We start from the raw sequence: 13,492 nt of genomic DNA, 5'->3' as shown, positions 1-13,492 counted from the left end.
CTGATGGCTGACACTGCTGCCCGTACGCCGTTGATGGCGGGCAACTGGAAGATGAACGTCAACCACGTCGAAGCCGTGCACCTGCTGCAGAAGCTGAGCTGGACGCTGCAGGACAAGAAGCACGACTTCGAGCGGGTCGAGGTGGCGGTGCTGCCGCCGTTCACCGACATCCGCAGCGTGCAGACGCTCGTCGACGGCGACCGGATGAAGATCGTGTACGGCGCGCAGGACGTGTCGGTGCACGACGAGGGCGCCTACACCGGCGAGATCTCGGCGGCGATGCTGACCAAGCTCGGCTGCACCTACGTGCTGGCCGGTCACTCCGAGCGCCGGCAGTACCACGGTGAGGACGACGCGGTGGTGAACGCCAAGGCCACCAAGGCGCTGGCGGCCGGGCTGGTCCCGATCGTCTGCGTCGGCGAGGGCCTCGAGGTCCGCAAGGCCGGCGAGCACGTCGCGCACACGCTGGCCCAGGTCGACGGCGCGCTGGCCGGGCTGAAGCCGGACGACGTCCGCAAGGTCGTCATCGCCTACGAGCCGGTCTGGGCGATCGGCACCGGCGAGGTGGCCACTCCCGAGGACGCGCAGGAGGTCTGCGCGGCGATCCGGGGCCGGCTGGAGGAGTCGATCTCACCCGCCGTGGCCGACGCGGTGCGGATTCTGTACGGGGGGTCGGTGAAGATGAGCAGCGCAGGTGGCATCATGTCCCAGCCGGACGTCGACGGCTGCCTGGTCGGGGGAGCGAGCCTCAAGGTGGACGAGTTCGCCGGTATCTGCCGTTACCTGGACCTTCAGTTAGGCTACTCCTCGTGATTCTCGCTTTTCAGATCGTCGTCGTCATCTGCAGCCTGATCCTCACGCTGCTCGTGCTGCTGCACAAAGGCCGCGGTGGTGGCCTCTCCGACCTGTTCGGTGGTGGGGTCTCGTCCAGCCTGGGCGGTTCCTCGGTCGCCGAGCGGAACCTCGACCGGATCACGATCGGTGTCGGTCTGATCTGGTTCGCGGCCATCGTCGCGCTCGGCCTGCTGTACAAGCTCGGCTGAGAGGCGTAGTCGTGGCTGGCAGTGGCGGTGCGATTCGTGGCAGCAGGGTCGGAGCAGGACCGATGGGCGAGGCGGAGCGCGGTGAGTCCGCGCCCCGGCAGCGCATCGTGTTCTTCTGCGCCAACGGTCACGAGACCGCGACGGTGTTCGCGGTCGAGGCGGCCATCCCGGAGGCGTGGGACTGTCCGCGGTGCGGTCTGCCGACCAGCACCGACGTGAACAACCCCCCACCGCCCCCGAAGATCGAGCCGTACAAGACGCACCTGGCGTACGTGAAGGAACGGCGCAGCGAGCAGGAGGCCGCCCAGATCCTCGAAGAGGCCCTGGAGCGCCTGCGCGCCCGCCGCGCCAACGGCGAGATCATCTTCTAGCTGGTCCTCGCGACACCCGGGCAGTCCAGTCGGACCGCCCGGGTGTTCGCGTTGCCGATGGTCGCCGGTCAGTGCGACCGGCGTGCGGCGTACCGGGCGAACAGCTGGTTCAGCTCGCCCTGCGGGATCTGCTGCTCGGCGAACGTCATCGTGCCGTGCTCACGCAGCTCCTCGGCGGCCCGCCGGACGAATCCGAGCGCGGACCGCGCGATGCTTCCCCCGAGACTGATCCGGGTGACACCCGCGCCGACGACGTCGGCGACGGTGAGCTTCGAACTGCCGAGGCCCAGTACGACGTTCAGCGGGCCGTCGATCTCGGCCGCCAGGGTCCGCAGCTGCTCGACGTCGTTGACGCCGGGCAGGTACAGGCAGTCCGCCCCGGCCTCGCGGAACAGGTTCGCCCGCCGGATGGAGTCGGCCAGCGGAACGGTCCCGTCGAGCAACTGCCCGTCCGTGCGAGCTGTCAGCACGAAGTCCGGTCCGGCCGCCTCCCGCGCGGCGACGATCCGCTCGACCGACAACCGCTCCTCGTACAGCGCGCGGCCGTCGTAGTCCTCGATGTTGCCGCCGGCCAGACCTGCGTCCCGCGCCCGGCGGATCGTCCGCGCGACGTCGTCCGGCGAGGCGCCGTACCCGTCCTCCAGATCACCGTTCACCGGTACGCCGACCGCCTGCGTGATCTGGTGGATCCGCTCGAACATCACGTCGATCGGCACCGTCGGCGCGCCGTCGGGCACCGTGTGATCGCCCGCGCCGAGCGAGAACGCGATCCCCGCGCTGGTCGTGGCCAGCGCCGGGAATCCCGCTTCGGCCAGCACGACCGCGCTGCCGGCGTCCCAGGCGTTCGGCATCACGAACGATCCGTTGTGCAGTTCTCGAAAGTCGGTCATGCCCCGATCATGCCGGGCGAACGGTTCGGCGGATGCCGTCACCGGAGTCCGCGCGGCAGCCCTCGGCCGGCGCGAGGCCGACCGGGGGCTGGCGTGGCGTTTCGTCAGTCGATCTTCGCCGCGGAGGCGTCGTCGAGCAGCCACAACGTGCGCTCGGTGCCCTTCGGCGTGGCGGCCGGGACGTCACCGCCGGTCAGCGCCGTCTTCACGGCCTCCGCCTTGTCCTCGCCCGACACCACGAACCAGACTTCGGCCGCCCGCGCCAGCACCGGGAACGTCAGCGAGACGCGGGTCGGTGGCGGCTTGGGCGAGTCGTGCACCGCAACCGCCGGCCGGTCGTCGACCTGCAGCTCCGCATATCCCGGGAACAGCGACGCGACATGCCCGTCCGGCCCGACACCCAGCATCAGTACGTCGAACGCCGGAACCGCGAGCCCGCTCGAGCCGCCCGCGGCGGCAGCCAGCTCTTCCGCGTACGCCGCGGCGGCTGCCTCCGGGCCCTGGCCGGTGTCGGGTGCCATCTCGTGCACCTTCGCCGGGTCGACGTCGACCTTGGACAGCAGCGCGTCCCACGCCTGGGTCGCGTTGCGCTCAGGATCTCCCTCGGGCAGGAAGCGCTCGTCGCCGAACCAGAACTCGACCCGCCGCCAGTCGATCGCCGTCCGGGCCGGGGACTCCGCCACGGCCCGGTGAACGACTGCCGCGACGCGGCCACCGGTCAGCACGACCTGGGCGACCCTGCCGGTGCTCTGGACGTCGACGAGCCGGGTGATCAGCCGGGCCGCGACGGCGTGGGCCAGGCCCTCGGCGTCGCGGTTGACCAGGATCTCGGGCGTGCTCATGACCGCCCGGCCACCTTCTTGCCGGTGGCCTTCTTCGCCGTCTTCTTGACCGCCGGCGCGGCCGTCTTCTTGCCCGCCGACTTCGCCGAGCCGGCCGACTTCGCCGCGGTCACCGACTTCGCGGTGCCGGTCTTCTTCGCCGCAGCCGAGGCCTTCTTGGCCGGCGCCTTCTTCTTGGCGTCGGCGGCGTGCGCCTCGAGCTCCGGCGACGCGGCCTTGCCCTCCACCGCCGCCGTCCGCACCGCCGCCTTCTCCGCGGCGGACTGCGCCGAACGCCGGTCGGCCGCGCTGACCTTCTTCGCCTCGGCCGGCATCGACTCCCGCTCGACCATGCACGCCAGCGTCTGCGCGTACACGTCGTCCGGGTCGAGCCGCCGCAGCTCCTCGCTCAGCAGCTCCGACGGCGTACGCCGCTTCAGCGCGACCGGCCGGTCCGGCTGTCCGGGAACGCTGAACGTCGCGATCGACCCGTCCGGCCGGCTCAGCACGATCGGACCGGCAGGCGTGAACAGCCGAACCGCCGTCAGCCCCGGTCCCCGCGAGGTCTTCTGCTCGACGGCGACACCCAGCTTGCACTGCAGCCAGGCGGCCATCAGGTCGGCACTCGGGTTGCCCTTCGCCGACACCACCTCCGCGCCGGTGACCTGCGCCGGGTACTGGTCGAGAGCCGCCGCCATCAGCGCCCGCCACGGCGTCAGCCGCGACCACGCGAAGTCGGTGTCGCCCGGCTGGTAGCCCTCGGCACGTGCGGAGAAGTCGACCGACGCACGACGCGTCGCCGCGGCGTCGGTGACCCGGCGCCGGCCGAGCTTGCCGAGCGGGTCGGTGGCGGGCACCTTGGGCCCACCGCCCGGCCACCAGACGATGACGGGGGAGTCCGGCAGCAGCAGCGGGGTCACGACCGACTCCGGAACCTTCGCGAGCTCGCCGTGCAGCCGCAGCAGCACCGCCTCACCCGGAATGCCCTCGCCGACCCGGACCTCCGCGTCCAGTCCGCCTTCGCCCCGGCCCGGCCGCAGGATCGCGACCAGCACCCGGGACGGGTGCTCGCGGCCGGCCTCGTTCGCGGCCTTCATCGCGTCGTGGTGGGACGCCTCGTCGACGACCACCACGATCGTGCCGACCATGCCCATGGCCGGCGAGCCCGCGTTGCGGCGGGCCCGCAGCAGCGCCGACGCGATCTCGCTCGACGTCGTACCGGTCAGGTCGATGATCATGGCCGCCTCCAGGCGCGTCCGTCGCGGGCGAGCATCTCGTGGGCGGAGTCCGGACCCCAGCCACCGGAGTCGTACTGCTCCGGCTGACCCTGCTCGGCCCAGAAGTTGATCACCGGGTCGAGGATCTTCCAGCCCAGCTCCACCTCGGTGTGCTGGGGGAACAGCGGCGGGTCGCCGAGCAGCACGTCGAGGATCAGCCGCTCGTAGGCCTCGGGGGAGGATTCGGTGAACGACCCGCCGTAGGCGAAGTCCATGTTCACGTCGCGGATCTCCATCATCGTGCCCGGCACCTTGGCGCCGAAGCGCATCGTGATGCCCTCGTCCGGCTGGATCCGCATCACCAGGGCGTTCTGCCCCAGCTCCTCGGTCTCGGTCGCGGTGAACGGCAGGTGCGGGGCGCGCTTGAACATCACCGCGACCTCGGTCACCCGGCGGCCGAGCCGCTTGCCGGTGCGCAGGTAGAACGGGACGCCGGCCCAGCGGCGGGTGTCCACGTCGACCCGCATCGCGGCGAAGGTCTCGGTCGCGGAGTGCTGCGGGATGCCGTCCTCCTGCAGATAGCCCTTGACCTTGGTGCCACCGGCCCAGCCGGCGGCGTACTGGCCGCGGGCGGTGTGCAGGTCGAGCCGGTCCGGCAGCTTGACCGCTGCCAGCACCTTCTTCTTCTCCTGCCGCAGCGACCAGGCGTCGAAGCTGACCGGCTCCTCCATCGCGACCAGCGCGAGCAGTTGGAGCAGGTGGTTCTGGATCACGTCGCGGGCCGCGCCGATGCCGTCGTAGTACCCGGCCCGGCCGCCGATGCCGATGTCCTCGGCCATCGTGATCTGGACGTGGTCGACGTAGTGGCTGTTCCAGACCGGCTCGAACATGGCGTTGGCGAACCGCAGCGCCAGCATGTTCTGCACGGTCTCCTTGCCCAGGTAGTGGTCGATCCGGAAGACCGCCTCCGGCGGGAAGACCGACTCGACCACGTGGTTGAGCTCACGCGCGCTCTTCAGGTCATGGCCGAACGGCTTCTCGATCACCACCCGCCGCCACGAACCCGGCACCTCGTCGGCCAGCCCGTGCTGCTTGAGCTTCTCGACCACCTTGGGGAACAGGCTCGGCGGGATCGACAGGTAGAACGCGTGGTTGCCACCGGTGCCGCGGTTGACGTCCAGCTCGTCCACGGTCTCCCGCAGCTTCTTGAACGCCTCGTCGTCGGTCAGGTCGCCCGGCACGAAGCGGAAACCCTCCGCGAGCTGCTGCCAGACCTCCTCGCGGAACGGCGTGCGCGCGTGCTCCTTGACCGAGTCGTGCACGATCTGCGCGAAGTCCTGGTTGCTGAAGTCGCGCCGGGCGAAGCCGACCAGCGCGAAGCCCGGCGGCAACAGTCCCCGGTTGGCCAGGTCGTAGATCGCCGGCATCAGCTTCTTGCGGGCCAGGTCACCGGTGACACCGAAGATCACCAGGCTGGACGGCCCGGCGATCCGGGGGAGCCGCCGGTCCTGGGGATCCCGCAGCGGGTTCACCGGGCCGGTCGGCTCTTCTTCGAGTTCAGCGGTCATCGCCGCTTGCCTCCGACTTGTCGTGTGCGTCGAGTAGAGAAATGAGCTGCTGTACGCCGGCCTGCGGGTCGGTCAGGTGCAGCCGCAGCACCGGGCGCCCGCGCTCGGCGAGCACCCCGGCGTCACCCGCGGCCTGCGCGGAGATCAGCGTGCCGAAACTGAACGGCCGGTCCGGGATCTCGACGTCGGTGGACTCCGACGTGGTGATCTGCAGGAACACGCCCTGCGGGTGGCCGCCCTTGTGGTACTGGCCGGTCGAGTGCAGGAACCGCGGGCCCCAGCCGAAGGTGACCGGGCGTCCGGTCCGCTCCGCCAGCGCCGGGCGGATCGCGACCAGGCTCTCGTCGCGCTCGGAGTCCAGGTAGGCCATCACGGCCAGGTAGCCGTCGTCGGCGAGCTGGCCGAGCAGCGCGTCGACCGCGCCCTTGACGCTGTCCACACCGTCGAGCAGACCGTCGGTTCCGCGAACCTCCACGGCGCCGTCGGTGAAGGCCGCGGCCTCCGGCTCGGGCTGGGCGTCGAGCAGACCGCGCGCGGCCTGCTTGGCGCTCTCGACGTCGGGCTGGTCGAACGGGTTGATCCCGAGCAGGTAGCCCGCCGCCGCGGTCGCCGTCTCCCAGAGCAGCATCTGCGCGCCCAGCGAGCCGGTGGTGACGACGGTCGGCGTACCGGAGGCGACCGAGGCCGAGCTGGCGTCCGCCGCGAGCAGCGTGTGCACCAGGTCGCCCGCGCCGCTGTGCAGCTCCGGCGCCTTCAGGCTCTGGACGGCGACCGGCAGAACACCGGTGCCGTTCTTGCCGGTGCTCTCCGCGATCAGCTGCTCGGCCCAGTCCGGGAAGCCGACGATCGACGAGCCACCGGCGGCGATGATCGCCTTGTCCCGGCCCGGGCTGCCGGCCAGTACGGCGGCCAGCACGAGCGCGGGGTTGTCCGGGCTGTCGGCCTGCAGGGCCGGGGCCACCTCGGCGGCCTGGTCCAGCAGTTCGGCCACGTCCGCGCCGGCCAGCGCCGACGGCACCAGGCCGAAGGCGGTCAGCGCGCTGTAGCGGCCGCCGACGTGCGGGTCGGCCAGGAACGTCTTGCGGTAGCCCTCGTCGGCCGCGAGCTTCTCGAACGGCGAGCCCGGGTCGGTGACGACGACGATCCGCGACGCGGCGTCGATACCGGCGTCGGTGAACGCCTTGACGAACGCCCGGCGCTGGCTGTCGGTCTCGACCGTGCCGCCGGACTTGCTGGACACGACCAGCACCGTGCGCTGCAGGTCTCCGGCCAGGGCCCGGGCGATCACGCTCGGGTTGGTCGAGTCCAGCACGACCAGCTCGACGCCGGCCGTGCGGGTGATCACCTCGGGCGCGAGCGACGAGCCGCCCATGCCGGCCAGGACGATCCGGTCCAGGCCCTCGGCCCGCAGATCGGCCTGCAGCGCCTCGATCTCGGCCAGCAGCGGCCGCGACGAGTCGTACAGGTCGACCCAGCTCAGCCGGATCGAGGCCTCGGACTCGGCCTCCGGACCCCAGACCTTGGCGTCCTTGGCGGCGATCCGGGAGGCGATCTTCTCGCTCACCAGCCGGTCGACGACGTCCTGCCAGCCCTCGCCGTACGCCTTGGCGGTGGTGTTGTCGGTCACTTGGCCGCCGCCTTGAGGGCCGCGGTGACGGTGTCCTGCAGCTCCGACCAGGAGGCGTCGAACTTGCTGACGCCCTCGTCCTCGAGCACCTGGACGACGTCGTCGTAGGAGATGCCCAGCTTCTCCAGCTCCGCGATCACCTGGCGGTCGGCGTCGTAGTTGCCGCGCACGGTGTCACCGGTGATGTCGGCACCCTCGGCGACCGCGTCGATCGTTGCCTGCGGCATCGTGTTGACGACACCGCGGGTGACCAGCTCCTCGACGTACATGGTCGGCTTGTACGCCGGGTCCTTCACGCCGGTCGAGGCCCACAGCGGGCGCTGCGGCTTCGCGCCGGCGGTCTCCAGCTCGCGCCAGCGGTCGGAGGAGAAGATCTCCTCGTAGGCCTCGAAGGCCAGCCGCGCGTTGGCGATCGCGGCCTTGCCCTTGAGCGCCTTGGCCTCGTCCGTGCCGATCGCGTCGAGGCGCTTGTCGACCTCGGTGTCGACCCGGCTGACGAAGAACGACGCGACGCTGCCCAGCTTGGTCACGTCGTGCCCGTTGTCCAGCGCCTTCTCCAGGCCGGTCAGGAACGCGTCGGCGACCGCCTTGTAGCGCTCCAGGGAGAAGATCAGCGTCACGTTCACGCTGATCCCGGCCGCCAGCGACTCGGTGATCGCCGGGATGCCCTCCTTGGTGGCCGGGATCTTCACGAAGACGTTCTCGCGGCCGACGGTCTCCCACAGCTCCTTGGCCTGGGCGATCGTCTTCTCGGTGTCGCGGGCCAGGCCCGGCTCGACCTCGATCGAGACCCGGCCGTCGACACCGTCGGTGTCGTCGTACACGGGCTTGAACAGGTCGGCGGCGTCACGGACGTCGTCGGTGGTGATCACCCGGATCGCCTGGTCGGTCGACACGCCCTCGGCGGCCAGTCGCTCGACCTGCTCGGCGTAGGCGTTCTTGTCCGAGATCGCCTTGGCGAAGATGGTCGGGTTGGTGGTCACCCCGCTGACGTGCTGGTCGTGGATCAGCGTGGCCAGGCTGCCGCTGGTCAGCCGCTGCCGGGACAGGTCGTCGAGCCAGATCGAAACGCCGGCGTCGGCGAGGTCTTTCAAACGGTCGGTCATGTCCGAAGCCTCCGATGTTGAGTTGTAGTTGTCAGTTGGCGGCGTAGGTGTCCGCCGGACCGACCGGTCCGGCCGCGGCACGTCCTGCCGGTACACCGCTGCCACCGAGCTCGGCTGCCGCGGCAATGCTGTCCTTCGCGGCCTGGACCACGGCGTCGGCGGTGATGCCGAACTCCGAGAACAGGCGCTTGTAGTCGGCCGAGGCGCCGTAGTGCTCCAGGCTCACGCTGCGCCCGGCGTCGCCGACCAGCTCGCGCCAGCCGAGCTTGATGCCGGCCTCGACCGACACGCGGGCCTTGACCGCGGGCGGGATGACCGAGTCGCGGTAGGCGTCGTCCTGCTCGTCGAACCACTCGCGGGACACCAGCGACACGACCCGCGCCTTGATGCCGTCCTCGGCGAGCTTGGCCCGGGCCTCGACGGCCAGCTGGACCTCCGAGCCGGTGCCGATCAGGATCACGTCGGGCGTGCCGTCGGTGTCGAGCAGCGTGTAGCCGCCCTTGTGCACGTTCTCCGTGGTGGCGTAGCCGTCGGTGCCGCGCGGGAAGGTCGGCACGTTCTGGCGGGTCAGCACCAGGCCGGCCGGGCGGTCGGTGTGCTCGAGGATCGTGGCCCAGGCGGCGGCGGTCTCGTTCGCGTCGGCCGGGCGGACCACGTCCAGACCCGGGATCGCGCGCAGCGCGGCCAGGTGCTCGATCGGCTGGTGCGTCGGGCCGTCCTCGCCGAGGCCGATCGAGTCGTGCGTCCACACGTAGGTGACCGGCAGCTTCATCAGCGCGGCCAGCCGGACGGCCGGGCGCATGTAGTCGCTGAAGACCAGGAACGTGCCGCCGTACGGGCGGGTGCCGCCGTGCAGGGCGATGCCGTTCAGCACCGAGCCCATGCCGTGCTCACGGATGCCGAAGTGCAGGACCCGGCCGTACTCGTTGCCCGGGAACGCCTTGGTGGCGTGCTCGGCCGGGACGAACGACGGCTGCCCCTTCGGGGTGGTGTTGTTCGAGCCGGCCAGGTCAGCCGAACCGCCCCAGAGCTCGGGCAGCACCGGCGCCAGCTTGGTCAGCACCTCACCGGAGGCGGACCGGGTGGCGACACCCTTCGCGTCGGCCTCCCACGTCGGCAGCTCGTCCTTCCAGCCCGGCGACAGCTCGTGCTTGTCGAGCCGGTCGAGCAGCTCGGCCCGCTCCGGCGACGACTCACGCCACGCCTCGAACTTGCGCGACCACTCCTGCTCGGCCGCCTTGCCCCGCTCCACCGCCTGGCGGGTGTGCGCGATCACCTCGTCGGCGACCTCGAACGACTGCTCCGGGTCGAAGCCGAGGATCTGCTTGGTCGCGGCCACCTCGTCGGCACCCGCGGCCGAGCCGTGGATCTTGCCGGTGTTCTGCGCGTTCGGGGCCGGCCAGCCGATGATCGTGTGCAGCCGGATGAAGGTGGGCTTGTCGGTGACCGCCTTGCCCGCCTCGAGCGCGTCGTACAGGGCCTGGACGTTCTCCTCGTAGCCCGTCCCGCCGTTGGTCCAGTCGACGTCGCGCACGTCCCAGCCGTAGGCCGCGTAGCGGGCGGCGACGTCCTCGGAGAACGCGATGTTGGTGTCGTCCTCGATCGAGATCTTGTTGGCGTCGTAGATCACCGTGAGGTTGCCGAGCTTCTGGTGCCCGGCCAGCGAAGAGGCCTCCGCCGACACGCCCTCTTCGAGGTCGCCGTCCGAGGCGATCACGTAGATCTGGTGGTCGAACAGGCTCTCGCCCTGGGCCGTGTCGGGGTCCAGCAGACCGCGCTCGCGGCGGGCCGCCATCGCCATGCCGACCGCGTTGCCGACGCCCTGGCCGAGCGGGCCGGTGGTCGTCTCGACGCCGGGGGTGTGGCTGTACTCCGGGTGGCCGGGGGTCGAGCTGCCCCACGTCCGCAGCGACTTGAGGTCGTCGAGCTCGAGACCGAAACCGGCCAGGTAGAGCTGGATGTAGAGGGTGAGGCTGGAGTGCCCCGCCGACAGCACGAAGCGGTCGCGACCGGCCCAGTGCGGGTTGGCGGGATTGTGCCGCATCACCTTCTGGAACAGCAGGTACGCGGCGGGGGCCAGGCTCATCGCAGTCCCCGGGTGGCCGTTGCCGACCTTCTCCACCGCGTCCAAGGCGAGGACCCGCACGGTGTCGACCGCGCGCTGATCCACGTCGGTCCATTCAAGCTTGGGGCTGGTCTTCTCCGTCACGCCGGCGGCGCTCCTCTCGATGGCTGCGAAACACTCGTCTGGTCGGCTCCGAGGCTCGGCCGGCCGGGCAGCCCGCATGCCGGTCGCGCCCCCGCGCGTCACCGTGAGCGAGCCTACTCGCCAACCTGCTCATTGCCTTCCATACCTCGCCAACCCGGATCGGCGGTAAGTTGTTCCCGGTCCAGGCGCGAGGCATGTCACCCACCTTCTCCCGGAGTGGCGCCTTGTCGCACCAGTCATGTGACTGCCGTGGGTCCGGCCGGCAGCACCTCCGGTGCCCCTTCGGTGCGGCTGTATCCCTGCCGTCGCAGGGGGGTGGTTCGGTCCTCCTACGGGCCGTCGTAGACTGTCGAACCGTCAGCGCCGGTGCCCGGCGTCAATCTCCGAAGTTCGAGGTGTTCGTGACGGCCGTCGACCCGCGTCCAGCCGCGACGACGTCGTACCCGGCGCCGCTGCCGACCGAACCGGCTCCCCACGAGGTGGCCGGCCCGTCGGTACGCGACGTGATCAAGGCGTACGTCGGTCTGACCAAGCCGCGCATCATCGAGCTCCTGCTGGTCACGACGATCCCGGTGATGTTCCTGGCCGCCGGGGGAGTCCCCGGGCTGGGCGTCGTCGCCGCCACCCTGGTCGGCGGGATCCTCGCCTCCGGCAGCGCGAACACGATCAACTGCGTGCTCGACCGCGACATCGACGAGCAGATGCGCCGGACCCGTCGCCGCCCGTTGCCGCGGCACGCGGTCAGCCCACGCTCGGCGATGGTGTTCGGCATCGTGCTCGGGGTGCTGGCGACCCTGGAGCTCGGCTTCTTCGTCAACTGGCTGTCGTCGGTGCTGGCGCTGGTGGCCAACCTGTTCTACGTGTTCGTCTACACGATGGTGCTCAAGCGCCGGACCGTGCAGAACATCGTCTGGGGCGGCATCGCCGGCTGCTTCCCGACCCTGATCGGCTGGACCGCCGTCACCAACGACCTGGCCTGGACACCGCTGGTGCTGTTCGGCGTCGTGTTCCTCTGGACGCCGCCGCACACCTGGGCGCTGGCGATGCGCTACCGCGAGGACTACGCCTCGGTCGACGTCCCGATGCTGCCGGTGGTCGCCACCCCGGTCGCGACCGCGCGGCAGATCCTGGCCTACAGCATCGCGATGGTGATCACCTCGATCGCGCTCTGGCCGGTCGCGGACACCGGCTTCGTCTACCCGCTGGCCGCCGTCGTGCTCGGCGCGGTGTTCCTGCGCGAGGCGTTCGCGCTGCTGGCCCGGGCCCACACCGGCGCCGACGGCGCGGCCCTGCGGCCGATGCGGCTGTTCCACTTCTCCAACATCTATCTGGCGCTGCTGTTCATCGCCGCCGCGATCGACCCGCTGCTGCACTGACGTCACCGCTCCGGCGTACTGGTTGCTCTCGGCATCCGTACGCAAGCGCAGAGTCGTCCCGTTGACCTGACCGCCGGGCAGTGCTGCCATGGTGAGGTCCGTGGAGGGGTTCCACGCTGGGGAGGACAGACGCTAGGGGGAACTAGTGGGGGTTACAAAAGCACGTCTGGCCGCGGTTTCGGCGACGGTGCTGGTCGGGTCGGTCCTGGTGGCCGCGCCGGCCGAGGCACACGGCGGCGGCAGTCTGCAGCCGATCGTCACCGGGCTGAACTCGCCGCGAGGCGTCGCCACGCACTGGTCGAAGATCATCTACAGCACCGGTGACGGATCGGTCTGGGAGGCCTGGTCCAGCGGCAAGAAGATCCGCAAGCTCGGCACGGTGCCCGGCGGTTTCGCGCCCGCTGTCGACACCAACGTCTGGGGTACGACGTACGCGGTGACCGGAGCGGGTGGTGAGCCGGGCGCCCCGCCCACGCCGGGGTCGACGACGTTGTACCGGATGCGTCCGGGCAAGGCGCCGCTGAAGATCGCCGACATCGGCAAGTACCAGTTGAAGGACCCGGACAAGTACGACCTGGAGAACAACCCGACCGAGAGCAACCCGTTCGGTCTCGCGGCCCTGCGCGACGGGACGGTGCTGGTCGCGGACGCGGCGGGCAACGACCTGCTGCGGGTCTGGCCCAACGGGCACATCAAGACCGTCGCGCGGTTGAAGCCGCGGACCGTGAAGGTTCCGGCCGGCCTGCCCGGCCCGCCGGACATCCCGCCGGCCGGCACGCCGATCAACAGTGAGGCGGTCGCCACGTCGGTCACCGTCGGCTCGGACGGCTACTGGTACGTCGGTGAGCTGCGTGGCTTCCCGGCCACGCCGGGCACGTCGCAGATCTGGCGGATCAAGCCGGGTTCGTACAACGCGGTCTGCGACCCGTACAAGCCGTACTCGGGCAACTGCAAGCGCTGGGCCGACGGCTACACGTCGATCGTCGACCTGGCCGGTGGACCGCGCGGTGCGATCGCCGCCGTCCAGCTGGCCCGGGACAGCTGGCTCAAGTGGGAGGTCAGTGGGCAGCCGACCGCTGTCGGCTCGCTGATCGTCCAGTGGCCCAACAAGTGGCACTACGGCGGTCCGCGCAAGGAGGTCGCGCGCGGCAAGCTGCAGCTGCCGGGTGGCGTCGCGTTCAGCAGGTGGGGACACCTGTACGTGTCGGCACCGGTGTTCGGCCCGGGAGCGATCTACAAGGTGAGGTAGCGGTTCCGTGAGCAG

At 70.7% G+C, this 13,492-nt stretch carries 12 protein-coding genes; 5 read left to right on the top strand and 7 right to left on the bottom strand.

The features are described 5' to 3' along the window. Positions 1 to 3 precede the first annotated feature (3 nt). The 3 genes from tpiA (at position 4) to ACQPXM_RS21525 (ending at position 1,414) form a co-directional block, all read left to right on the top strand. A complete protein-coding gene (gene tpiA / locus ACQPXM_RS21535) occupies positions 4 to 813 on the top strand; it encodes a triose-phosphate isomerase (protein ID WP_432935772.1) in 810 nt (269 codons plus the stop codon). Beyond that, positions 810 to 1,043: a preprotein translocase subunit SecG gene (gene secG / locus ACQPXM_RS21530; RefSeq protein ID WP_077013974.1), complete on the top strand. Its 234-nt coding sequence runs from the start codon at positions 810 to 812 to the stop codon at positions 1,041 to 1,043. Before tpiA ends, secG begins: the two co-directional genes overlap by 4 nt. A gap of 62 nt (positions 1,044 to 1,105) precedes the next feature. Beyond that, positions 1,106 to 1,414, top strand: coding sequence for an RNA polymerase-binding protein RbpA (locus tag ACQPXM_RS21525; protein WP_202892915.1), 309 nt, complete (start codon positions 1,106 to 1,108; stop codon positions 1,412 to 1,414). A 68-nt stretch (positions 1,415 to 1,482) separates the two neighbouring features. Here ACQPXM_RS21525 and ACQPXM_RS21520 read toward each other — a convergent pair whose 3' ends face one another. The 7 genes from ACQPXM_RS21520 to tkt form a co-directional block, all read right to left on the bottom strand. Further along, on the bottom strand, positions 1,483 to 2,304 hold the full coding sequence (locus tag ACQPXM_RS21520; protein WP_432935767.1) for an isocitrate lyase/PEP mutase family protein: 822 nt from the start codon (positions 2,302 to 2,304) through the stop codon (positions 1,483 to 1,485). 104 nt (positions 2,305 to 2,408) lie between these two features. Then, entirely contained in the window at positions 2,409 to 3,146 is a 738-nt protein-coding gene (gene pgl / locus ACQPXM_RS21515; RefSeq protein WP_432935764.1) for a 6-phosphogluconolactonase, read from the bottom strand. Beyond that, positions 3,143 to 4,363, bottom strand: coding sequence for a glucose-6-phosphate dehydrogenase assembly protein OpcA (locus ACQPXM_RS21510; RefSeq protein ID WP_432935761.1), 1,221 nt, complete (start codon positions 4,361 to 4,363; stop codon positions 3,143 to 3,145). Before ACQPXM_RS21510 ends, pgl begins: the two co-directional genes overlap by 4 nt. Continuing rightward, entirely contained in the window at positions 4,360 to 5,910 is a 1,551-nt protein-coding gene (gene zwf / locus ACQPXM_RS21505; RefSeq protein ID WP_432935759.1) for a glucose-6-phosphate dehydrogenase, read from the bottom strand. The genes ACQPXM_RS21510 and zwf overlap by 4 nt, the downstream gene beginning before the upstream one ends. Beyond that, positions 5,900 to 7,537 carry a glucose-6-phosphate isomerase gene (locus ACQPXM_RS21500; protein ID WP_432935756.1) on the bottom strand — a complete coding sequence of 546 codons (1,638 nt, stop codon included), beginning with the start codon at positions 7,535 to 7,537 and terminating at the stop codon, positions 5,900 to 5,902. Before ACQPXM_RS21500 ends, zwf begins: the two co-directional genes overlap by 11 nt. Then, a complete protein-coding gene (gene tal / locus ACQPXM_RS21495; RefSeq protein WP_432935754.1) occupies positions 7,534 to 8,643 on the bottom strand; it encodes a transaldolase in 1,110 nt (369 codons plus the stop codon). The genes ACQPXM_RS21500 and tal overlap by 4 nt, the downstream gene beginning before the upstream one ends. Positions 8,644 to 8,674: 31 nt before the next feature. Continuing rightward, complete coding sequence (gene tkt / locus ACQPXM_RS21490) at positions 8,675 to 10,852, bottom strand: transketolase (protein ID WP_432935751.1); 2,178 nt, start codon at positions 10,850 to 10,852, stop codon at positions 8,675 to 8,677. Positions 10,853 to 11,253: 401 nt separating this feature from the next. On the opposite strand from tkt, the gene ACQPXM_RS21485 reads away from it, so the two are divergent. Both ACQPXM_RS21485 and ACQPXM_RS21480 read left to right on the top strand, forming a co-directional pair. Then, positions 11,254 to 12,228, top strand: coding sequence for a heme o synthase (locus ACQPXM_RS21485; protein ID WP_432935748.1), 975 nt, complete (start codon positions 11,254 to 11,256; stop codon positions 12,226 to 12,228). A 187-nt stretch (positions 12,229 to 12,415) separates the two neighbouring features. Beyond that, positions 12,416 to 13,477: a ScyD/ScyE family protein gene (locus tag ACQPXM_RS21480; RefSeq protein ID WP_432935746.1), complete on the top strand. Its 1,062-nt coding sequence runs from the start codon at positions 12,416 to 12,418 to the stop codon at positions 13,475 to 13,477. The last annotated feature ends 15 nt before the right edge of the window (positions 13,478 to 13,492 follow it).

This window comes from Kribbella sp. CA-253562 (genome assembly GCF_050942265.1).
GTDB lineage: Bacteria > Actinomycetota > Actinomycetes > Propionibacteriales > Kribbellaceae > Kribbella.
The sequence above is the reverse complement of the archived record's forward strand: the minus strand, read 5'-3'. Positions and strand labels throughout refer to the sequence as shown.